This window comes from Halobacillus sp. B23F22_1, from assembly GCF_043497005.1.
Taxonomy (GTDB): Bacteria; Bacillota; Bacilli; order Bacillales; family Halobacillaceae; genus Halobacillus_A.
The window spans coordinates 1,367,123-1,390,309 of the sequence record NZ_JBIEKE010000002.1 but is presented as its reverse complement, the minus strand read 5'-3'; the positions used below and the strand labels follow the sequence as shown (position 1 = coordinate 1,390,309).

Annotated in this window: 17 protein-coding genes; 16 read left to right on the top strand and 1 reads right to left on the bottom strand. The window is 39.7% G+C overall.

Annotated elements, in window-relative coordinates; all coding sequences use genetic code 11:
- Positions 1 to 60 precede the first annotated feature (60 nt).
- The 14 genes from ACGTNH_RS14880 to ACGTNH_RS14815 all read left to right on the top strand — a co-directional run bounded on the left by ACGTNH_RS14880 (position 61) and on the right by ACGTNH_RS14815 (position 19,791).
- Positions 61 to 2,163 carry an RNA degradosome polyphosphate kinase gene (locus ACGTNH_RS14880; RefSeq protein WP_394587656.1) on the top strand — a complete coding sequence of 701 codons (2,103 nt, stop codon included), beginning with the start codon at positions 61 to 63 and terminating at the stop codon, positions 2,161 to 2,163.
- 255 nt (positions 2,164 to 2,418) lie between these two features.
- Complete coding sequence (locus ACGTNH_RS14875) at positions 2,419 to 5,232, top strand: 2-oxoglutarate dehydrogenase E1 component (protein ID WP_394587717.1); 2,814 nt, start codon at positions 2,419 to 2,421, stop codon at positions 5,230 to 5,232.
- On the top strand, positions 5,229 to 6,539 hold the full coding sequence (gene odhB, locus ACGTNH_RS14870; protein ID WP_394587655.1) for a 2-oxoglutarate dehydrogenase complex dihydrolipoyllysine-residue succinyltransferase: 1,311 nt from the start codon (positions 5,229 to 5,231) through the stop codon (positions 6,537 to 6,539). Before ACGTNH_RS14875 ends, odhB begins: the two co-directional genes overlap by 4 nt.
- 191 nt (positions 6,540 to 6,730) lie before the next feature.
- Positions 6,731 to 7,903, top strand: a complete 1,173-nt coding sequence (yhbH, locus tag ACGTNH_RS14865) for a sporulation protein YhbH (protein WP_394587654.1) — start codon at positions 6,731 to 6,733, stop codon at positions 7,901 to 7,903.
- 116 nt (positions 7,904 to 8,019) lie between these two features.
- On the top strand, positions 8,020 to 9,537 hold the full coding sequence (locus tag ACGTNH_RS14860; RefSeq protein ID WP_394587653.1) for a potassium/proton antiporter: 1,518 nt from the start codon (positions 8,020 to 8,022) through the stop codon (positions 9,535 to 9,537).
- Positions 9,488 to 9,769: a hypothetical protein gene (locus ACGTNH_RS14855; protein WP_394587652.1), complete on the top strand. Its 282-nt coding sequence runs from the start codon at positions 9,488 to 9,490 to the stop codon at positions 9,767 to 9,769. Before ACGTNH_RS14860 ends, ACGTNH_RS14855 begins: the two co-directional genes overlap by 50 nt.
- A 1-nt stretch (position 9,770) precedes the next feature.
- Positions 9,771 to 10,586, top strand: a complete 816-nt coding sequence (gene proC / locus ACGTNH_RS14850) for a pyrroline-5-carboxylate reductase (protein ID WP_394587651.1) — start codon at positions 9,771 to 9,773, stop codon at positions 10,584 to 10,586.
- Between the two features lie 94 nt (positions 10,587 to 10,680).
- A complete protein-coding gene (locus ACGTNH_RS14845; protein WP_394587650.1) occupies positions 10,681 to 11,157 on the top strand; it encodes a PH domain-containing protein in 477 nt (158 codons plus the stop codon).
- Positions 11,150 to 12,592: a PH domain-containing protein gene (locus ACGTNH_RS14840; RefSeq protein WP_394587649.1), complete on the top strand. Its 1,443-nt coding sequence runs from the start codon at positions 11,150 to 11,152 to the stop codon at positions 12,590 to 12,592. The genes ACGTNH_RS14845 and ACGTNH_RS14840 overlap by 8 nt, the downstream gene beginning before the upstream one ends.
- Before the next feature lie 158 nt (positions 12,593 to 12,750).
- Positions 12,751 to 14,037: an NCS2 family permease gene (locus ACGTNH_RS14835; protein ID WP_394587716.1), complete on the top strand. Its 1,287-nt coding sequence runs from the start codon at positions 12,751 to 12,753 to the stop codon at positions 14,035 to 14,037.
- A gap of 312 nt (positions 14,038 to 14,349) precedes the next feature.
- Positions 14,350 to 15,879 (top strand): spore germination protein, encoded by a 1,530-nt coding sequence (locus tag ACGTNH_RS14830; RefSeq protein ID WP_394587648.1) that lies wholly within the window; start codon positions 14,350 to 14,352, stop codon positions 15,877 to 15,879.
- Positions 15,857 to 16,960 (top strand): GerAB/ArcD/ProY family transporter, encoded by a 1,104-nt coding sequence (locus ACGTNH_RS14825; protein ID WP_394587647.1) that lies wholly within the window; start codon positions 15,857 to 15,859, stop codon positions 16,958 to 16,960. Before ACGTNH_RS14830 ends, ACGTNH_RS14825 begins: the two co-directional genes overlap by 23 nt.
- Complete coding sequence (locus ACGTNH_RS14820; protein WP_394587646.1) at positions 16,957 to 18,078, top strand: Ger(x)C family spore germination protein; 1,122 nt, start codon at positions 16,957 to 16,959, stop codon at positions 18,076 to 18,078. Before ACGTNH_RS14825 ends, ACGTNH_RS14820 begins: the two co-directional genes overlap by 4 nt.
- 522 nt (positions 18,079 to 18,600) lie before the next feature.
- Positions 18,601 to 19,791: a NupC/NupG family nucleoside CNT transporter gene (locus tag ACGTNH_RS14815; protein WP_394587645.1), complete on the top strand. Its 1,191-nt coding sequence runs from the start codon at positions 18,601 to 18,603 to the stop codon at positions 19,789 to 19,791.
- Between the two features lie 237 nt (positions 19,792 to 20,028).
- On the opposite strand, the gene ACGTNH_RS14810 is transcribed toward ACGTNH_RS14815, so the two are convergent.
- Positions 20,029 to 21,387 (bottom strand): MATE family efflux transporter, encoded by a 1,359-nt coding sequence (locus ACGTNH_RS14810; protein WP_394587644.1) that lies wholly within the window; start codon positions 21,385 to 21,387, stop codon positions 20,029 to 20,031.
- A 104-nt stretch (positions 21,388 to 21,491) separates the two neighbouring features.
- On the opposite strand from ACGTNH_RS14810, the gene murG reads away from it, so the two are divergent.
- Both murG and ACGTNH_RS14800 read left to right on the top strand, forming a co-directional pair.
- Complete coding sequence (murG, locus tag ACGTNH_RS14805) at positions 21,492 to 22,562, top strand: undecaprenyldiphospho-muramoylpentapeptide beta-N-acetylglucosaminyltransferase (protein WP_394587643.1); 1,071 nt, start codon at positions 21,492 to 21,494, stop codon at positions 22,560 to 22,562.
- 219 nt (positions 22,563 to 22,781) lie between these two features.
- On the top strand, positions 22,782 to 23,135 hold the full coding sequence (locus ACGTNH_RS14800; RefSeq protein ID WP_394587642.1) for a hypothetical protein: 354 nt from the start codon (positions 22,782 to 22,784) through the stop codon (positions 23,133 to 23,135).
- Positions 23,136 to 23,187: the final 52 nt, after the last annotated feature.

Below are 23,187 nucleotides of genomic sequence, written 5' to 3'. Positions count from 1 at the left end.
CTGACAAAATTCGTGCCGTACGATTTGTTTTAGAAACCACTGTCAAAAGGGGAGTAGGCAATGAGTGCAGATGAGGGTATCCAAGGTTTAAATCATCCCACGTATTACAATAACCGTGAGCTGAGCTGGCTTGCGTTTAACGAACGTGTACTGGAAGAAGCAAAAGATACGACCACACCATTGCTGGAGCAATTAAAATTTTTAGCTATTTTCTCCTCTAATTTAGATGAATTCTTTATGGTTAGGGTCGCCGGTCTTAAGGATCAAGTAAAAGCGGGGTATAACAAGCCAGAGAATAAGGCAGGTTTAACCCCTAAACTGCAGCTTAAAGAGATCGCTCTTATTAACCACGGCCTCGTGAAAAGTCAATATGAAACGTACCAAGCCATCAAACCTAAATTAGTGAATGAAGGAATTGAGATTACAGAAGTTGATGCCCTGACGGATGATCAAATACAAGAACTTGAGCATTATTTTGAAGTGGAGATCTTTCCTGTCTTAACCCCTATGGCAGTCGATGCCTATCGTCCTTTCCCAAAACTATTAAACAAATCAATCAATTTAGCTGTCGTACTAGAAGATCAGATTGATGTAAACGATCAGTCGGAAAAAACGGCGATCGTGCAGGTTCCTTCTGTTATTCCGCGTTTTGTAGAGGTAACGTCATCTTCCTCCGCGCAATTTATTTTATTAGAAGATGTCATTAGTCATTTTGTAGAAAAACTTTTCAAAGGTTATCGAGCGAAAACCATCACAGAGTTTAGAATTACTAGAAATGCAGATATGACAATACACGAAGAAGGCGCACGCGATTTGTTAAGAGAAATCGAAAAAGAGTTAAAGAAAAGAAAGTGGGGAGCAGCGGTACGGCTGGAAGTTCGAAAAGGCAAATTTGATGATAATATAGTGCGCTTTTTACTAAGTGTACTTGAAATTCATGAAAATGACTTATATATCACTGACGGCCCGTTGGATCTTAGTTATTTATTTGATTTTTATAAAGAAATAGGAGATGAAAAGGAAGAATTAGTTTATCAACAATTCATTCCTCAACCGCTGCGTGATATTAAAAGTGGTGAAGACTTATTTGACGCCGCATTGGACCGCGATATATTTCTTCACCATCCTTATGAGTCATTTGAACCAGTCGTTGAGTTTTTAGCAGATGCAGCCAAAGACCCGGATGTTCTTGCCATAAAGCAAACGCTATATCGTGTAAGTGGAGACTCACCGGTTATTAAAGCGTTAAAAGAAGCGGCTGAAAACGGAAAGCAAGTGACCGTCCTGGTTGAGTTGAAGGCACGCTTTGACGAAGAAAATAATGTGCAGTGGGCGCGGGAGTTAGAGAAAGCGGGCTGCCACGTGATCTACGGGATGACCTACTTAAAGACGCATAGTAAAATTACACTCGTCGTGAGAAAAAAGGAAAATACGATCGAGCGTTTCGTTCATCTAGGAACAGGGAACTATAATGATCAAACAGCTAAGATTTATACAGATATGGGCTTAATTACAACCAATATTGAGTTTGGCATTGATGCTACGAACTTTTTTAACTATTTGAGCGGCTACACGGAAAAACCTGATTACTATCATATTTCAATGGCTCCTTTTGATCTTAGAAATGATTTTCTCCAAAAGATTGATGAAGAAATCCTGTTCCAAAAAGAGCATGGGAATGGGCATATTGTGGCCAAAATGAATTCCCTCACGGATAAGCAGATTATAAAGAAGCTCTACAAAGCTTCACAAGCAAACGTTAAGGTTGATCTTATTGTACGAGGGATCTGTTGTTTACGCCCGGGGATTGAAGGAGTTAGTGATAACATACGTGTGATTAGCATTGTAGGTAGATTTCTAGAGCACAGCCGGATCTTTTATTTTCACCATAACGGAGAAGAAAAAGTCTACTTATCGTCGGCTGATCTAATGACTAGAAACATGGTGAAAAGAGTAGAATTACTTTTTCCTGTGTATGATCGCCACATTAAACTAAGGCTTATTGAGATTCTACGGTTGTTTTTAAACGATAATGTAAAAGCTAGAGAACAAAATGCTGAAGGGAAGTATCATTATGTAAAACGGGAAGGGGACGCTTCTTTTGTAGATAGTCAACTTACTTTATTTGAATGGGCGTATCAAGTCCTTGATGACGAGGAGTAAGAAAGAAGTGTAACTTTCTAAAAAAAGTAAAAAAGACGTACCAATCGGTGCGTCTTTATTGTTATAATAGTAGGGAAAATCCAGAAAAAGAAAAAAAGCGATAAATGTTGAATTTCATAACGTTTCAACTCTATAATAGTAAGTGTGTTTGCAAACGTTTACGTTCCAGCATTAGACAACAACTACTTGGAGGTATTTGACGTGGCTAATCAAGGTGCCAACGAAAGGTTTTGGGAAGAATTCCACGGTCCTAACATGGGCTATATTGAAGAACAGTATGAATTATATGAAAGAGATCCAGAATCTGTAGATTCAACATTGAAAGAATTATTTGATGAGCATGGAGCACCTGAGTGGATGAGTGCGCCTGCTTCTCCTGCGACAAATGGAGCGGCACAAACCTCATCTGTAGATATGGTAAAAGTAACCTCAGCATTTAAACTTGTTGAGGCTATTCGACGTCATGGGCATCTCGACGCAAAAATTTACGCAGTAGGAAGCAATGAAAGAGCACCTACGAATATGCTGGAGATTTCCAGATATGGATTAAGTGAAGAGGATTTAAAAAACATTCCGGCTGACCTGGTATGGCCGAATGCACCTGTGAAACTAGAAAACGCACTTCAGGTGGTTCAAACCCTTAAGGAGAGGTACGCTGGGACAATATCTTTTGAATATGATCATGTAAGTCACGAGAATGAAAGACAGTGGCTGCAAAATAGAATCGATTCATCTGAATTTCAAGTCAATTTAACGAATGAAGAGAAAAAACAATTACTTAAAAGGTTAGCAAGTGTAGAAGGGTTTGAGAACTTTCTGGCAAGGACATTTGTTGGTCAGAAGCGATTTTCCATTGAAGGACTTGATTCGATGGTGCCGATGCTTGATCACATTGTTCAAGCTGCATCTTCCGACAAGATTTCTAACATTATGATGGGAATGGCTCACCGTGGGCGTTTAAATGTACTAGCTCACGTTTTAGGGAAACCATACGACCGTATTTTTTCTGAGTTCCATCATTCACCTGATAAGGAATTGATTCCATCAGAAGGATCGACAGGAATTAACTATGGCTGGACAGGTGACGTAAAATATCATTTTGGTGCTCATCGTGAAATAGGGAATGGCGAACAATCTTCAACCCAAGTAACGTTAAGCCACAACCCATCTCACTTAGAATATGTTAATCCTGTAGTTCAAGGCTTTACAAGAGCTGCACAGGATGATCGCACGGAGCCTGGATACGCTCAGCTTGATGAAGAAGAAGCATTTGGCATCCTTATTCATGGAGATGCTGCATTTATTGGAGAAGGCGTCGTGGCTGAATCTTTAAATATGAAAGATCTGCCGGGCTATCGTACAGGCGGAACCATTCATCTTATTGCGAATAACTTAGTCGGCTTTACGACGAATCGTCGGGATGGGCGCTCTACACGTTATGCTAGTGACTTGGCGAAAGGATATGAAATTCCTATTGTTCACGTAAATGCTGATGATCCGATTGCTTGTCTATCAGCAATCTCGCTGGCTTATGAATATCGAAAGAAATTTAAAAAAGATTTTCTCATTGATCTTGTCGGCTACCGTAGATATGGGCATAACGAAATGGATGAACCGCGTTCTACGCAGCCGTTACTTTATCAACAAATTGATGATCATGCGACGGTTTCCCACCACTTCGAAGAGAGCCTTATAAAAGAAGGTACCGTAGAAGAGGGCACACTTAAAGAAATGTTCGATAGTGTAGAAAAAAATCTGCGTGAAATTTACACTAATATGAAAGAAAATGAAAATGTAGAAGCGGATGTCAAAGATCGTCCCGGCGGCGTAGAACGGCCGTTAGATGAAATCGTTACAGCGATTGATTTAGATCGTTTAAAGAAACTGAACGAAGAATTATTGAAGCGGCCAGAAGGGTTTAATGGGTTCAAAAAGCTCGAAAAAATTCTTCAGAAACGCAGCAATATGCTGGATGAAGGTAATAAAGTAGATTGGGCCACAGCTGAAGCACTAGCTTTTGCTTCCATTATTGAAGATGGGAATCCAATCCGAATTACTGGTCAGGATACGGAGCGGGGGACTTTTGCTCACCGTCATTTAGTTCTTCATGACATTGAGTCAGATGAAACGTATTGTCCACTGCACGGTATTGAACAAGCACAGGCGTCGTTTGATATATATAACAGTCCGTTATCAGAAGCAGGCGTACTAGGCTTTGAATACGGTTATAGTGTACAAGCACCTGAAGCCCTCGTTATCTGGGAAGCGCAGTTTGGGGACTTTGCGAATGCTGGACAAGTCATTTTTGACCAGTTTGTTGCTGCCGGCCGGGCGAAGTGGGGCGAGAAATCTAATATGGTATTTCTGCTTCCTCACGGGTATGAAGGACAGGGACCTGAGCATTCCAGTGCCCGCTTAGAACGATTCTTGCAATTAGCGGCTGAGAACAACTGGACAGTCGCAAACGTGACTTCGTCAGCTCAATATTTCCACCTGCTGAGACGTCAAGCAGCAATTAATGATCAAGAGGAATCTCGTCCTCTTGTGCTCATGACGCCGAAGAGCTTGTTGCGAAATCAACGAGTAGCAACGGACAGCAGTAAATTTACTGAATTAAACTTCCAGCCGATTTTGCGTCAGCCTGGATTGACGAAAGAAACGAAAAAAGAAAAGTCCAAAGTGACGTCCTTGCTGCTGGGCAGCGGTAAGATTATGGTTGAAATTGAAGACGCTGTCGAGAAGATGGAAGATCAATCGTTTGAAACCCTAGATGCAGTAAGAGTTGAACAAATCTATCCATTCCCAACCAAGCATTTAAAAGAAATTTTATCAGAATATCCGAACCTCGAAGAACTCGTCTGGGTACAGGAAGAACCGCAGAATATGGGAAGCTGGTATTTTGTTGAAGGTATTCTGCACCGCATGCTGGAAAAAGGACAAATTCACCGTTATGTTGGCAGACCACATCGTGCATCTCCTTCTGTAGGTGAACCAAATATTCATAAAACAGAACAAAGAAGAATCATTAACGAAGCTCTACAGTTGTCTAAAGGAGGAAACAAATCATGAAGGAAATCAAGGTCCCTGAATTAGCTGAATCCATTACAGAAGGTACGATCGCCGAGTGGTTAGTGAAAAAAGGTGATCAAGTTGAAAAGGGTGACCCCATCCTTGAACTCGAAACTGATAAAGTAAACGTAGAAGTGAATGCTGATGCGAGCGGCGTACTCGCTGAAATTTTAAAAGACGAAGGGGATGACGTCGAAGTCGGAGACGTTATTGCTAAAGTCGATGAGAACGGCGAAGCTGAAGGTTCTTCTGACGAAGAGAATTCAGAGCAAGAAGAAGAGAAGCAAGAAGAAAAGAAAGAAGAACCAAAAGAAGAAAAAGCAGAAGATAAGCAGCAAGATAAACAGGACGATAAAAAAGAGTCAACGGAGCAAAAAGGATCCAAAAATGATGTAGTCGCGACACCTGCTGCTCGCAAGCGGGCTCGTGAACTAGGAATCGAATTGAGTGAAATTACAGCGAAAGATCCACTTGGCAGAATTCGTCCCGAAGATGTAGATGCAGCGGCAAGTGGAAGTGATAAAGAGAGTAAGAAAGAAGAGAAAAAAGAAGCTCCTAAGCAAGAGAAAAAAGCAAAAGAAACGAGCGAAAAGACTGAATTTGATAAGCCTGTAGAACGTATTAAGATGTCCCGCCGCCGTCAAACGATTGCGAAGCGCTTAGTTGATGCTCAGCAAAGTTCAGCGATGCTGACAACCTTTAACGAAGTTGATATGACGAATGTGATGAAGCTGCGCAGCGAACGTAAAGAAGCCTTCCAGAAGAAGCACGATGTAAAACTAGGATTTATGTCATTCTTTACAAAAGCCGCTGTCGGCGCTCTTAAAGAATTTCCATTAATCAATGCAGAGATTCAGGGCAATGAGATTGTCCAGAAGAAATTCTATGACATTGGTATGGCCGTATCTACCGATGAAGGTTTAGTTGTCCCGGTTGTTCGCGATGCGGACCGCCTTGATTTTGCCGGGATTGAAAAAGGCATTATGGACATGGCTCAAAAAGCTCGTAATAAAGAGCTTCAATTGGACGACCTTCAAGGCGGATCATTTACAATTACGAACGGCGGAATCTTTGGTTCTATGCTTTCCACACCGATTCTAAACTCTCCGCAGGTTGGAATTTTAGGATTGCACAATATTGAGAAGCGAGCGAAAGTAATGCCGGATGATTCGATCCAGGCCCGTCCAATGATGTATATTGCTTTATCTTATGACCACCGTATTGTGGATGGAAAAGATGCAGTACAATTCCTTCGTCGAATTAAAGAGATGATTGAAGATCCTTATGACCTTTTATTAGAAGGTTAATATAATGCTTACCCCCTTTGTTTTTAAACAAAGGGGGTTTTTAATGCTGGTGATGAAAAAAAGAGTGTTCCTAAACACACAATAAACTGAAAATTCAAATAAAAAATGTTGTCATATCGTAATTAGTCTCATCCATTGAACTTGTCCTGCATATGATAAAGTAATCCACAAAGAGGAGGGGGAATTTTAGGATGAATGATAAGAAGAACTTTGTCATTGCTGAAGACGACTGGTCCCTCCATCGAAAAGGCTATGATGACCAAAGGAGACACCAGGAAAAAGTCAAAGATGCGATGAATAAACAGCTGCCTGACCTTATTACTGAAGAGAATATTGTGATGTCTAATGGAAAACGTGTTGTGAAAATCCCTATTCGCTCACTTGATGAATATAAGATTCGATATAACTACGACAAGAATAAGCATGCGGGTCAAGGGGATGGGGACAGTGAAGTAGGAGATGTAGTCGGTCAGTCCCAGGAGGCGCAGAAGAAGCCGGGTCAGGGAGAAGGTGCCGGCGATCAAGCTGGTGAAGATTATTATGAAGCTGAAGTGTCATTAGCAGAACTGGAGGAAGCTTTTTTTAAAGAATTAACACTGCCGAATTTAGCCGAGAAAGAAAAAGATACCATTATTCATGAAAACATTGAGTTTACGGATATCCGCAAAACAGGACTGACTGGAAATATTGATAAAAAACGTACGATGCTTGAAGCTTTTAAACGTAATGCACTTGGCGGCGACTCTTCATTTGCACCTATTTATCCAGAAGACATACGATTTAAAGCTTGGACAGACCAAGATAAGCCTGAGTCTAAAGCCGTCGTTATTGCTATGATGGATACCAGTGGTTCTATGGGACAATGGGAAAAGTATATGGCGAGAAGTTTTTTCTTCTGGATGAATCGTTTCCTCAACAAAAATTATGAGACAGTGGATGTAGAATTTATTGCGCACCATACGCAGGCTAAAATTGTATCAGAGGATGACTTTTTCTCCAAAGGGGAAAGTGGAGGTACGATATGCTCATCGGCTTATCGAAAAGCTTTAGATCTTATTCAGGATAAATATTCACCAGAACGTTATAACATTTACCCATTTCACTTTTCAGATGGCGATAACTTAACCTCGGATAATAAACGATGCGTATCTTTAATACACGAACTTATGGAAGTATCTCAAATGTTTGGTTATGGAGAAGTTAATCAATATAACCGTTCTTCAAGTTTAATGCAGGCCTATAAATCAATAGGGCATGATAAATTCCGATATCATGTTCTGCGGAAGAAAGCTGATGTATTTTACGCGATGAAACACTTTTTTAATGAAGAAGATACGAAAGAGATGGCTGCTATTAGTGAATAAGCCAGGAGGTGACTCCGGCTTATTTTTTTTGATCAAGTTGAAATGCTCAATTTTTACCAATGATCTTGTTATAATAAAATCAATGTAAAACTGTAAGAATAAAAGGAGTTACCTTAATGATCCATGAAGTTTTTGAATCAAATCAATTTATCATGCTTGTCTCCTTGCTTTTAATAATGAGTGTAATCGTTACTAAATTTTCTTCCCGACTTGGCGTTCCTTCTCTTGTTCTTTTTATTGCTGTCGGCATGGCCGTTGGAAGTGATGGATTAAATCTATTGTACTTTGACAACGCTGAAGTGGCTCAAATTGTAGGGATCTTTGCACTAATCATTATTTTGTTTGAAGGTGGTATGCAGACGAAGTGGAAGGCAATACAACCTGTTATTGCTCCATCGGTCACCCTGGCAACGCTTGGGGTGGTATTAACAAGTTCACTAGTCGGAGTTTCAGCGAAGTACATATTAGGCATCTCCTGGATAGAGGCTTTACTGCTTGGTTCAATCGTAGGTTCTACGGATGCAGCGGCTGTTTTTGCTGTATTGAAAGGGAAAAACATTCGAAACAAGCTGGAAGCCACGTTAGAAGCTGAGTCAGGAACGAACGACCCAATGGCTGTCTTTTTAACGATCAGTTTCATCCAGGTGCTGACTTTAAATGAGACAAATTTCATGGGGATGGTCGGTTCATTTTTCTGGCAGATGGGAGGCGGGCTAGCCGTCGGCCTTATAGTTGGTTATGGGGCAAGCTTTGCATTAAATCGCATAAACCTTGATTCTAGCGGATTGTATCCTATTTTCGCCCTCGGATTTGCTTTCTTAACGTATGGGGCTAGTTCACTTATTCAGGCTAGTGGACTACTATCCGTTTATGTGGCTGCTGTGATTATAGGAAACGCTGAGTTGGCTTATCGTTATTCCATTTTAAGGTTTCATGAAGGATTTGGGTGGATGGCTCAGATTTTAATGTTCATTTTGCTGGGACTCTTTGTTTTCCCTTCTGACGTGTTCACCGGGCCTGTTATTATGGATGGCTTATTAATTGCACTCGTACTTATTTTTCTTGCAAGACCTGCCGCTACATTTATAAGTCTTATATTTTTTAAGTTTACTTTTAAGGAAAAGCTATTTCTTTCGTGGGCAGGGCTTCGGGGAGCTGTTCCCATTGTCCTCGCTATTTTTCCGCTGTTAGCCGATGTTGAGAACAGCCAGTTAATGTTTAATATCGTATTCTTCATTGTGATTATCTCAACCTTAGTTCAAGGGTCTTCTATTACATGGGTAGCGGAAAAATTAAAGCTGGTATCTGAGAAGAAAACGAATCCGATTCACTCTTTAGAGTTGATTTCGATGGGCAAAGCAAATGTAGAATTAATGCAGTATGATGTAAATTCACGGAATTTGATCGTCGGTCAGTCTTTAGAAAATATGGAGCTTCCCGATAAAGCATTAATAAATGCAATAATAAGAAATGGGGAGGTAATTACACCTTATGGTCAAACAACGATCCAAGCAGGGGATACCCTTTATATTATGGTGACGAAACGGGTGAAAAAGGAAGTTAAAGCACTTTTAGAGGCTGTGAGTGAAGAAGAAGTTAAAGAAAACAGCCACAACGAAAAAAACCGAGCTTGAAGGTAGCTCGGCTTTTTTCGTAGCAGCTATGATATTTGTGGTCAATCGTTATGATATGAAGAATACACTCATTATTATAGATAAGCTTAGCTCATTTGTAAAGGCTTTACCGAGAAAACATGATATATTTACTAGAACTTATTCCCTGCTCAAGGATAAAATTAAAGGGATAACGTTGTCGATCGGAAGTTTATCATATACAATTGAAGACACGAAAGAGAGGGGTTGGTAAGGTGAGTAAAAAAATTGGATTTTTAGGTTGCGGACAAATGGGTCAGGCCATGATTCAAGGGATGATTAAATCTAGAGTTGTGGAGCCTGAACAAATTTCCGCTACAGCACTAACCGATGAAACAATAGATTTTGTAGCGGATGAGTATGGGATTTATATTTCTAATGATAATAAAAAATTAGCAGCTACGAGCGATATTTTATTTTTAGCTGTGAAGCCATATATGTATGAAGGTGTTATCCAGGAAATTAAATCTTCCGTTACTGAGGACACGATTATTATTACAGTGGCAGCAGGGATTACGCTTGATAAAGTCAAACAATCTTTTGATTTTAACGTCAAAGTCATTCGTTCAATGCCGAACACCCCCTCTTTAGTCGGTGCGGGAATGAGTGTACTTTGCCCGAATGATTTTGTAACAGAAGAAGAGCTGGCTTTGGTGAAGGAACTCTTTGAAAGCTTCGGCGAGTCTGAAGTGATAGGCGAGCAGCACATGGATGCGATTCCTGCAATAAGCGGATCTTCACCTGCTTATGTTTATATGTTTATTGAAGCTATGGCTGATGCAGCCGTGCAGCAAGGACTGCCAAGAGATAAAGCATATAAACTGGCAGCTCAGTCGGTTCAAGGAGCAGCAAAAATGGTCCTCGAAACTGGAAAGCATCCAGGTGAATTAAAAGATATTGTATGTACGCCGGGAGGTACGACCATCGAGGCCGTAAATATGCTTGAACAAACTGGTATGCGCAGCTCTGTCATTCAATCTATGAATGCAGCAACGACGAGAGCAAAAGAATTATCAAAAGGAAAGAAATAATCGTAAAAATCCAGACTCGTTTAGTCTGGATTTTGTTTGAATTGAAACGTTACCCTAAGGACATTCGTATATAGTCTGGGATGGAGGATTGCTAATGAACGAACCAACTCAACGAATATCAACTCGTGCATTAACCTTATGGCGGCTTTATGGAATCATTCAGGCAGGCATTATCGCACTGCTGACAATAGGAACGGGAGTTTTTACATATTTGTTTAACTGGCCGCTGTGGCCATTCCTTTCCATAAGTACGATCTTAGTACTTGTAATTGTATTATACATATTTGTCGTTCCAAGCGTTAGATGGAAACGATGGAGGTATGAAGTACGTGATCAGGAAATCGAACTTCAATATGGTCTGTTTATTATTACACGGACACTTGTGCCAATGGTTAGGGTGCAGCATGTTGATACAGAACAAGGACCGCTCTTAAGAAAATACGGGTTAGCTACGATTAGTATCTCTACCGCAGCTACGACTCACAAAGTTCCTGCGCTCGATGAAAGAGAAGCAGAGGAATTGAGGCATTCGATTTCCTCACTTGCAAGGGTGGCTGAAGACGATGTATGAACCTAAACGGCTGCATCCGATCTCAGCTCTGATTAATTTTATTAAAGGATTAAAAGATGCAATTCTTCCTCTTGTAGCTATTGTTTTTTTAAATAGCAATCGTGGAGATGGTTGGCTTGGAATGCTTCCGTTTCTATTTTCGGGGCTGCTCCTTTTAATCATTTTCGCGGGGGGAATCATTAAATGGCTGCGCTTTACCTATTGGGTGGAAGAAGGCGAACTTCGCATTGAACACGGACTTTTTGTGAAGAAAAAAAGATATATTCCTATTGATCGTATTCAAAGCTTAGATTTCTCTGAAGGTATATTCCATCGTCCATTTCAGCTTGTAAAAGTTAAGGTGGAGACGGCCGGCTCCTCTGATGTAATGGAAGCAGAAGCTGAACTGACGGCGATTCGTAAGGAAGAAGCAAAACAGCTTGAACATTTTATCGAAGAAGTTAAAAGCGGCAGCCAGCAGAATGGAGAACGAGAAAGTGATCGTCCGAAACGCCAGCTCGTTTATAAAATGAGTATGAAAGAAATTATCATTATGGCTTTAACCTCAGGTGGAGCAGGTGTGGTCATTTCAGGTGTGTTAGTTTTTCTTTCTCAAGGAATGGAATTCCTTCCAGTCGACGCCATTTACGATGAAGTCATTGACTGGCTGCAGTTTGGATTCTTAATTATTGCAAGTTTGATTTTATTTGTTTTACTAATTGCTTACGGTATCTCCGTTCTATTAACGGTTCTTCGCTACAGTCAGTTTTCTGTATTTCTAGATTCTGGAGACATCATTATGACGAGGGGACTACTGGAAAAGAAACAAGTCACTGTCCCTTTAAATCGAATTCAAGGCATACGTATTGATGAAAATTTAATTCGTGAGCCTTTAGGTTTTGCTACAGTTACGATTATTAGTGCAGGAGGCTCTCTAAAGGATGATTCGGAACAAACATTACGAGTGCTGCCGCTCATTAAGCGTAAAGAGATTGAACATGTTCTTCGCCGAATTTTGGATGATTATCAGCTTGATCTTCCTGTAAAACGGCCGCCAAAGCGGTCAGTTATTCGTTACCTTTTACGATTTGTATGGTTACCGGCCGCAGCATCAACGGCGGCCAGCATTCTTTTTTATCCTTTAGGTCTCCTCTCATTACTTGTTCTTCCTGTGTTTGGCTGGCTCGGGTATTTGTCGTTCAAACATGCAGGATGGAACATTGAAGATCATCAGCTTACGTTGACCCGCCGCCTTTTTGTTAAACAAACTTATATTATGAAAAAGTTTCGCATCCAATCGATGCAGAGAGACCAGTCTGTCTTCCAGAAGCGTGCTCAATTAGCTATGATTGGAGCTACATTAAAATCGGGGGTAGGCGGGGAAAGTGCTAGAGTATGGTATCTTGAAGAAGAAGATACACACAAGCTGTTAAACTGGTACCGCCATGAAACATAAAAATAGAGCGATAATTTCCTTGTTTAAGAGGAAATTATCGCTTTTTATATGCGAAAACCGAACATTTTTAAGTTTATAGTTGAAATTTGTTCGTAAAACGAATAATATATTATTTGTTGGTTATTTCATTCGAAAGTAAGGTGTTTGTCGTGTTCAAAATGTTTCAGTTAGAAGAAAATAAAACAAATGTGCGAACAGAATTATTAGCTGGAGTAACCACGTTTTTAACGATGGTTTACATTGTCGTGGTGAACCCAGCGATTTTATCAGAGGCTGGATTGCCTTTTGAGCAAGTATTTATGGCAACGGTATTAGCTGCTATTATAGGTACTTTAATTATGGCGCTTGCCGCAAATTATCCTATAGCTATTGCTCCAGGTATGGGAATGAATGCTTATTTTGTAACGGAAGTAGTTCAGCAGGATGTCAGCTATTCGGTTATTCTTGGAACCGTTTTTCTAGCTGGGGTGTTGTTTGTGATTCTAAGCTTAACTCGTTTACGAGAGATTTTAATTACAGCCATTCCTGCTTCTCTAAAATATGGTATTACATCAGGAATCGGTCTCTTTATTGCTTTTCTAGGATTAAGGATGTCCGGAATTATCGTTTCTGATGAGTCAACACTAGTGACGCTGGGTGACCTGGCTGCACCTGGTACATTTTTAACGATTATTGGTTTGTTTATTACACTAGGATTGATTGCTAGACGAGTGACAGGAGCTTTATTTATCGGAATGGTAATTACAGCAATTATCGGAATGTTTACCGGTCAGTTATCGTTTAATGATGGATATGTCTCCTCGCCGCCGACTCCGGTTTTTTGGGATGTTGATTTGGCGGGTGTGTTCAGCAACGGACTTTATACGGTAATTTTTGCATTCTTACTCGTTACTATTTTTGATACAACAGGTACGATGATCGGAGTAGCCGAACAGGCTGGTTTTATTCGAAAAGATGGAAGTCTTCCCCGTGCACGCGCTGCTTTAATGGCAGACGCAACAGCGACAACAGCAGGTGCGATGTTTGGCACAAGTCCTTCTTCTGCTTATATCGAATCTTCTTCAGGCGTGGCTGTAGGAGGAAGAACGGGTTTAACAACTATTGTGGTAGCAGGCCTTTTCCTGTTATCGATTTTCTTCTCGCCTCTCGTAGGAGCCGTATCAAATCTTCCTGCTATTACAGCTCCAGTCCTTATTATTGTAGGCTGTTTTATGATGGAAGGGCTGGCAAAAGTAAATTGGAAAACGTTTGATGAAGCTTTTCCCGCTTTTATTATTATTTTGACGATGCCTTTAACTTCCAGCATTGCTACGGGAATTGCGATTGGTTTTATAACGTATCCGTTATTGAAATTGTTTAGCGGAAAAGGAAGAGATGTACACTGGATCTTATACCTTTTCGGAGCGATCTTTATTATTCAAATGATTTTCTTCCCGGGACATTAATATTTTCACAACGAAATCGTAGTAAAGGCTTTTTTCATGGGCCCATGACAGAAAGTTGTAATCTTAATATCAGGGATAGAATTTATTAAATCGGTCCGTGCGGAATTTAATTTCCGCACGGACCGATTTTCTTCTAGGAGATATTTGAACATATGAATGAGCTTGTAGATTGATTACTGTTGTTCCCAAAATGAGCGTTCGGTGGTGACGCCTGCGGGAACTGTGCGAATACTGCTGACCGCAGTGTTTTTTTGTGAATCACCCTATGAATAGGATTCTATGATAATGGAATGCTAACAACAGGTGATGACTATGGGATTCTTTAGAGATTTATTCCAGAGAGAACAGCGAACGGATCGGCGGATTGCCGATGAAAGTCCAGAACCGCAAGAACCGAGCACAAGAAACCTCTCTAAAAATATTGACTATATCTTATATGCTCTAAAACGTACGGAAGATTTGAAAGTTCGTATTCTCAAAAAAGGAGACGCAGCTTTACTTTATTTTGAGTCGATGGTAGATCAGGAAAAGGTACAGGCAAGTATATTTTCTCCTATAGAAATTGGGAAAGCGGACTCTATCCATGATATTCCAAATGCGAAGGAAACGAGTAACTTAGAGGAAGCCGTAAAAAGTTTATTAAGAGGGCACGCCATTTATATTGAAGATGATAATCGGAGAATATCTCAGTTTAATGTAACTTCCGTTTTCAATCGGAATGTGGAAGAACCAGTGAATGAAAAAGTAGTCAGAGGGTCCCATGATGGATTTGTGGAAAATATTATGGTGAATATCAACCTTGTAAGAAAACGCATTGAGCATCGAGATTTAAAGGTAAAGTTTTATCGAGTTGGCAAGAAGACGAATACCAACCTGGCTATTTTGTATATGGAAGGCATTGCGGATCCAGAAGTCATCTTAAAAATGGAAGAAAGAATTAAGGGGATTGACTCTGATAAAGTGCAGAGTCCCGGATATATTGAGGAGTTCATTGAAGATAGTGCATGGTCTCCCTTTCCGCAGATGCTTAATACAGAACGGCCCGACCGTGTTGTAGCTAATTTGATGGAGGGGCGCGTGGCGTTATTTACGGAAGGCAGTCCGACTAGTCTTATTGCACCATCTACGTTTTTTATGTTTTATCAGTCGCCTGATGATTATAATACTAGATGGTATACAGGAACGTTCATTCGCTTAATTCGCTTAGCTAGTTTCTTGATTGCTATTGGACTGCCTGCTTTATATATTGCTATAGTGAGTTTCCATTTTGAAGTTATTCCGGACGATCTTATTACTCCAATTAAAGGTTCGATCAACGAAATTGCCTATCCCCCTGTAATAGAAGCGCTAGTTATGGTGGTTATTATTGAGTTGATTCGGGAATCCGGGATACGACTTCCTTCTCCCGTTGGACAGACAATAGGGATTGTAGGCGGTCTTGTAATTGGAGATGCTGTCATTAGAGCGGGGTTAGTGTCGAATATAATGGTGATTGTGATTGCATTAACGGCGATCTCTTCCTTTGTTGTACCGTCGAATGAATTAAGTACAACGCTTCGTTTGTTAACGTTCCCCTTAATAGGGTTATCAGCTACCCTTGGGTTTGTAGGGCTGATTTTTGGACTTTTGTTCATAGCGGTTCATTTAACTAAATTAGAATCGTATGGTGTACCTTATTTTGCTCCTGTGGCGCCGCTACGTTTAAGAGATTTAAAAGATACGTTTGTACGCCTGCCAATTTTCATGCTGAAGAACCGTCCTAAAGATGCCCATCCCATGAATGATCAAGCTATGAAGGACTCAAGGAAGTGGAAGAAGAATGAGCAGTCAAAAAAATCTTAAGTTGACAAGACGACAATACTTCTTCATTATTATTCAAACCCAAATCGGGGTAGGCATTCTTGCTTTACCATTCGATCTGCATACAGCAGCCAAACAGGATGGCTGGATTTCATTAATTATATCAGGGACACTGTTAATTATATTACTGATTTTTCTTTGGATGCTTGCCAATAAATACCCAGAAAAGGATTATTTTAAGATTCAGGAACATGTGCTTACGCGCTGGGTGGGAAAAACGTTATCTGTCCTTTATGTTATTTACTTTTCCAGTGTAGGCATCCTCATTCTTCTACTATACAGTCGGATGATTAGTTTATGGGTGCTGCCTAATACTCCGTATTGGGTTCTTTCCATTATGATGATTCTCATTAGTATGTATATTGTATGCTGTGATCTTATCACGATCGGCCGCCTTTACACGATGTTTTCAGCTCTTCTCATTTTTCTCGTAGGTCTTATTATATACTCTGTTAAAGACAGTAAGCTCATGTACTTACTGCCGATCGCTTCAAATGGGTGGGGTGAGATTTTAACAGGAGTAGACAAAGGACTCATTTCCTTTCTCGGATTTATTGTTGCTTTAGTCATTTATTCTAAAGTTGAAGGAAGAGCCAAAGATAAATTAAAGACGATTATATATGCGCAATTTACTGTTTTGGTGTTTTACTTATCGATCGTGCTTGTTACTTTTACCTTTTTTAGTACGAAGGAAATAGCTTTAGTTCCTGAACCTGTCCTTTATATGTTAAAGTCTTATCAATTTCCTATTGTAGCCAGAATTGATTTGTTTTTTATTTCAATGTGGATGGTTTTTGTAGCTACTTCTCTTTCTACTTATTTGTATATGGCTGGGCTTGGGGTAAGGCGGATTTTTAAAACACAGAATAATAAAATGACTGTATTTTCAGTAGGATGTTTGCTTTTTATCTCCTCTTTATTTGTAGGATTTGATTTAGCTAAATTGGATATCTTTAGGTCCTACGTTGTTTATGGAGGCTATATTTTTTCCATGGGGATCCCGCTAGTGATTCTGCTGATTAGTTTGTTTAGGAAAAACAGAAACAAGGTGAAAGACTCATGAAGCGACTATGTTTAATTTTTTTAGTTTCTATACTTACGCTCACGGGATGCTGGGATCAAAGACAATTCAAAAACGTGAAGCTTGCTTTGTCCATTGGAATTGATCAAGGATCGAATGGTGAAATAGTTAAAACCGTATCCGTACCTACAGTAAGCGGTGGAGGAGAAGGAGGGGAAATAAGTGAAACAATTCAAATACTTTCAACTGAAGGGCATACAATGCTCGATGCGAGAGAGAAAATTGATCGTATGCTGGATCAGTCCTTCAACCCGTCCAAAATGAAAGTAGTTATATTAGGAGAAGACATAGCTAAAAAAGATATTTATCCTGTTTTGGACAGCTATTATCGCAACCCGAATAGTAACTTAAATGCTCACTTAGCCATTGTAGAAGGAGAGGCCAAAGATGTTCTCTCTTTTAAAGGAGCCGGGGAAGCGCGAATTAGTGAATATTTAAAAGGCATACTTAATGGAGCTACAGCTGCATCAAGAACAACTGGAGAAAATCTGCAAATGATCTGTGCAGAGCTTGTAGAAGAAGGAGAAGACTTCACGGTTCCGCTCATGAAATTAGATGAAGAGAATAATACGATTAAATTTAACGGCCTTGGATTAATGAGCGGAGAGAGCTATTCTGGAGTGAAGCTATCCCCTGAACAAGCACCGCTGCTTATGTTAATGATGGGGTATAAAGGAAGAGTGGCTCAGCTTACCAAAAAAGTGAATGAGCATCAGAAGGAAAAAATATTAGATTATATCACTGTTGAAGTAATGAAATATGAAAATGATTTAAAAATACATCCAAGTGAAGATGAGGTACGTGTAGATATTCAATTAGACTTAGACGTCCGTGTAGTCGAATATCCGCATGACCATCTTGTTTCAGAAAAAGTAATTGATGAATTAAACAGTAAATTAAAAGAAACGCTTACCAATGAGGCTGAAGAAATTTTCACGGTGTTGCAAGAGGCCAACAGCGATGTATTTTCTATAGGGAGAAAAATACAAGCTTATCATCCGAAGGTTTGGGAGAAAATCGATTGGAAAGAAAAGTATCCGGAAGTGCAATTTAATCCGGAAATAAACGTAAAAATTCAGCAGCATGGAATTGTGAATTAAAAAAATAAAATAGGTAAAACCATACGAACGGTTGCATCGTCTAATGTATAGAAGTGCTTTAAAGCGCTAGTGAATCATGTAATTCTCTAGGCGGCAAAGCCTTCTATGAGAAAGCTGGCACCCAAGCTGCGGGTTGCATTTTTTCAAAACGATATACCTCCCCTTAGGTATAGCACCCTTCGTCTGACCACCGAAGGGTGCATTTTAGTGTGCCTACAGAGTCGGATTTTGCCTCATTCCCTGAAAAGTTCCAAAATAAACGTCTACATTCGACAATGAATTAAAAAAATCTACAGAAATTTAGGAAAAAAATCACCGTTCATTAATGCGCTTACCTGCCTATGGAGCAAGGTTTCTCTTATCAAAAGTGTGAACTAGTGATTTAGTAGCAATATTCATTTTTTTAATTTATATTGCAAGACGTCTGACAACCTGTTAAAATCCTATTAGAAACAAGTGATGAAAGCATTTTCATTTTTGTTGTATGACGACTTCTAAAACTTTTTGAGGAGGAAATTAAGCGTGGATATTATATTGGGTATTCTAGCTATTGGTGTTATTCTTGGTATTGCTTTCTTAATGTCTAATGATAAGAAGAACATCAACTATTTTGGTATTGGTGTCATGTTGCTGGCTCAAGTGATCACAACATTTTTCATGTTCCAAACACAAGCCGGTGCATGGGTTATTGAAAAGATTTCAGCAGGATTTAACAAACTAATTGAGTTTGGTACGGAAGGTGTTAACTTTGTACTGGGCGGATTCGTTCTCGAAGACGGAGCGACTATTTTCTTCTTTAATGTCTTACTTCTCATTATTTTCTTTGCTACAATTTTATCCGTTCTTACTTACTTGAAAGTATTGCCATTCATCATTAAATATTTGGGACAAGCCTTGTCTTACATTACACGCTTACCTAAAGTTGAATCGTTTAATGCTGTAAACAGTATTTTCTTCGGTCAATCCGAAGCCATTATTGCGATAAAGTCACAGTTTAAACAGCTTAGTGACAACCGCTTATATATTGTCAGTGCTTCAGCGATGGGATCTGTCTCGGCATCTATCGTAGGTGCGTATATCGGTATTCTTCCCGCGGATTATGTATTAGTAGCCCTGCCGCTTAACATGTTCAGTGCTTTAATCGTAGCATCACTTATTGCACCTGTACGTGTTCCTAAAGAAGAAGACCACGTAGATGTGCACGATGTATCTAATGCAAAAAGCTTTTTTGAAGCGATGGGAAATGGTGCGCTTGATGGAGGTAAAATTGCTTTAATCGTTGCTGCTATGCTGATTGCTTTTATCGCATCCTTAGAACTGGTAAACGCAATGTTCTCAGGATTGTTTGGAGGCATCACGCTGCAGGAGGTATTAGGCTACATTATTTCTCCTATCGGTATATTAATGGGTATTCCCACTTCCGAAGTATTGGATGCTGGTTCGATCATGGGTACCAAGATCGTTACAAACGAATTCGTAGCTATGCTTGAGTTCCAGGGTATGGTTGATTCCGTTTCAGAAAAAACAGTAGGTATTGTTACTGTATTCTTGACTAGTTTTGCTAATTTCTCTTCAATCGGGATCATTGCCGGTACCGTTCAAGGGATCGATGCAGACAAAGGTGCGCGTGTATCTGGTTTCGGTATGAAACTATTGATCGGTGCAACACTTGGTTCCATGCTTTCAGCTACAATGGCTGGTCTATTTTTATAATAAAGTGAACCAGGCTAAAACAAAACTGAATAAAGAAAAAATAATCCGAACGATTTTGTAGAAATCAGTTCGGATTATTTTATATAAATAGAATTCATACAGCCCCGAGCGGTCTCAGCTCCCTTAAAAATCAACTAGCGCTTTCCAGCAGGAACTTAGGTGAGGCTTCGCATTTTGACCTCACTGCTTTACTCATAAATTAAAGAGTAAGCCGCCCATTAAGAATTTGCATAAATTTTATTTTGCATACGACCGTATATTTGCTCTTTGCAGCTGAATCATACGAAACCATAAAGTAATGGCGCCGGCGGTTAATCCGATAATTAAACTCATCCAATATCCGTATGGACCGAGGTCTGTATAGTTTGCCAACAAGTAACCACTTGGCAGACCAATAACCCAGTAAGAAACAAAAGCCATTACAAGTGTAATATTAACATCTTTGTAACCACGTAAAATGCCTTGCAAGGGCGCCCCGAAACCGTCAGATAACTGAAAGAAAATCGCATAAAAGATAAAAGACTTTGTTAATTCAATCACTTCTTCATTGGAACTGTAAAGTCTGGCGACTGTATCATCAAATATATATAAAATTAGTCCTGCCAGGATTGACATTCCAACAGCCATAGTAATCCCTAAGTAAGAATAAGTACGAGCCTCTTTATAACGTTCAGCTCCAACTTCAAATCCAACCGCAATCGTCAGCGCAAAAGCAATGCTGAGCGGCATCATGTAGACTAAAGAAGCAAAATTAATAGCGGCCTGGTGAGCAGCAATTGTGTATGTATCGTAAACTGTCATAAAAAATGTAACTGCAGCGAAAATGCTTGTTTCGAAAAAAATCGCAAAGCCAATAGGAATTCCAATGCGTAACTGTGCATACCAGCTTTTGAAGGACGGGGGAATCCAAGTAGAGAAAATGCCATATGTTCGTAATGGATACAGCTTGTGGACCACAAGAACAATTAAGCTGCAGGCTACCCAGTACGTTAGAGCGGAAGCAACGCCAGCCCCGACACCTCCAAGAGCGGGTGCGCCCCATTTCCCAAAAATGAAAATATAATTAAACAATATATTCGTAGGAAGAGTGAGTAAAATGATACCCATCGAGATTTTTGTCTGGCCTAATGCATCAATAAAAGAACGAAGTAAATTAAAGACAAATAGAGGAATGATACCAAATCCCAAAGTGATCAAATAGTACTTGGCTACGTATCGCACTTCTTCTTCAATCGAAAACAAGTTAAGTATAGGATCTAAAAGCAAAAAGCCGATTAATCCAACAGCTGACGCTAGGACAATTGATAAATAAAACCCCTGTTTTACAGAATAGGAGATTTCTTTTTCTTGCCTGGCCCCTTTTTGCTGGGCCACAATGGGGGAGATGGCCATCATAATACCATTCAATCCTGTGAAAACCGGCAGCCATATGTTTGAACCAATCGCTACTCCGGCTAATTGGTCAGGGCCGGATTGTCCAGCCATAATGGTATCGAAAAAGTTCATTAAATACATGCCGATCTGAGTCACTAAGATAGGTAATAAAATAATGAGAAATAATTTGATTTTTTCACGTAATGTTTTAGTTTCGTACATAAACGTTCTCCTTTTTGATACAATTCCTTTAGGACACGAGGATTATAGCACAAGCCAGTGCGTTAACCTAACCCCACGCACCTAAAGAAAGGACGTTGAAGAATTTGAGTCAAAAGCGAATATTATTTACAGGGGGCGGGACGGCCGGTCATGTCATCGTCAATCTCGCGCTCATCCCTGAATTTCAAAAACAAGGGTATGAAATAGATTATATTGGTTCCTACGAAGGTATTGAAAGGAATTTGATTGAATCATTAAACGGAGTAAACTACCACGGGATTTCTACTGGAAAGTTAAGACGTTATATGTCTAAAGAAAACTTTAAAGATCCATTTAAGGTATTAAAAGGTCTCTATCAATCCTTACGCATTATTGGGAAGCGAAAGCCTCAAGTGATCTTTTCTAAAGGAGGATTCGTTTCTGTTCCTGTAGTTGCGGCCGCCAAGCTGAAAAAAGTCCCAGCGATTATTCATGAATCAGATTACACACCTGGACTTGCAAATAAACTGTCTTTTCCATTTGCAGAAAAAGTACTGGCCACGTTCCCTGAAACGATGAAATACTTGCCGGAAGCAAAAGGAAAATATATTGGGGCCGTAGTCCGTGAAGAGCTTTTTGAGGGCAGTCGGGAGGCAGGCTTACGATTTTGTGGATTTTCCCAATCGAAACCAGTTGTTTTAGTAATGGGAGGAAGTACGGGCTCGAAAAAAATCAATGTCGCCATCCGTGAAAATTTAGATGAACTACTAAAAGATGTGCAAATTGTTCATTTATGTGGAAAAGGCCATAAAGACGAATCAATCAACCGCACCGGCTATACGCAGTTCGAGTATGTCAATGAAGAGTTGAAAGATTTATTTGCAGCTTGTGATTACATTATTTCCAGAGCAGGGTCCAATGCTATCTTTGAATTTCTTGCTTTAAGAAAACCCATGCTTTTGATTCCTTTATCTCGTCAAGCGAGCCGCGGGGACCAAATATTAAATGCCGATTCATTTGTTAAACAAGGATACGCTTTAAAACTCGAAGAGGAAGATTTAACTTCAGAAACGCTGTTAGAAGAAGTTAATAAACTTAGAGATAGAAGCTCTGAGCTCTTAGAGAATATGAGGACCTATGAAAACAGAAAAACAAAACAAGAAGTGATTCAGCTTATTAAACAAGCTGAAAGGTAATAAAAGCAGCCGCTGTGATTTATTTGCAGGGGCTGCTTTTCATTTTAGAAAAAGCTGACAAACCATCAGGCAGCTCAATTCAAACTTCTGCCGATAATATCTGAATGGTATTAAACTTAGAATAGAAATGATGTTACGAAATAGGGAAGATATAAGATATAATAAAAGAAGATGTGAAAGTTTCTTCATCTAAAAATATAACCATCAGGAGTAGGTGCCATGAGTACGAAAGTATGTCGTTATTGTTATAAGCAGATACGTGATCGGGATGAACTCGTTACAGCTTCCAATTGGTTTAGAGTCAGACCATATCACTATCGATGCTTTCAGTTATTAGAAGAAGACACGAGTACGATTGCAGGAACGTGGACACCAATTAATGGGAGAGTAGGGTTAATTACGGTTGCCTTAATGCTGGTTTTATCCATTTGGATGCTTACAACTGATACCCTTTCTATGATTGGTGATCTAATAGGTGTATTAGCTTTATATCCTGTTCTGCTGCGCATTATTTCCTTCTTGTTTATTGAAAGTCGTTTACCTAAATACATAGAAAACAAGCCTCACCTGTAACAAGAAACCGCTCTCTAATACGGTTCGTGAGATTTAACTATATCTTTGACAG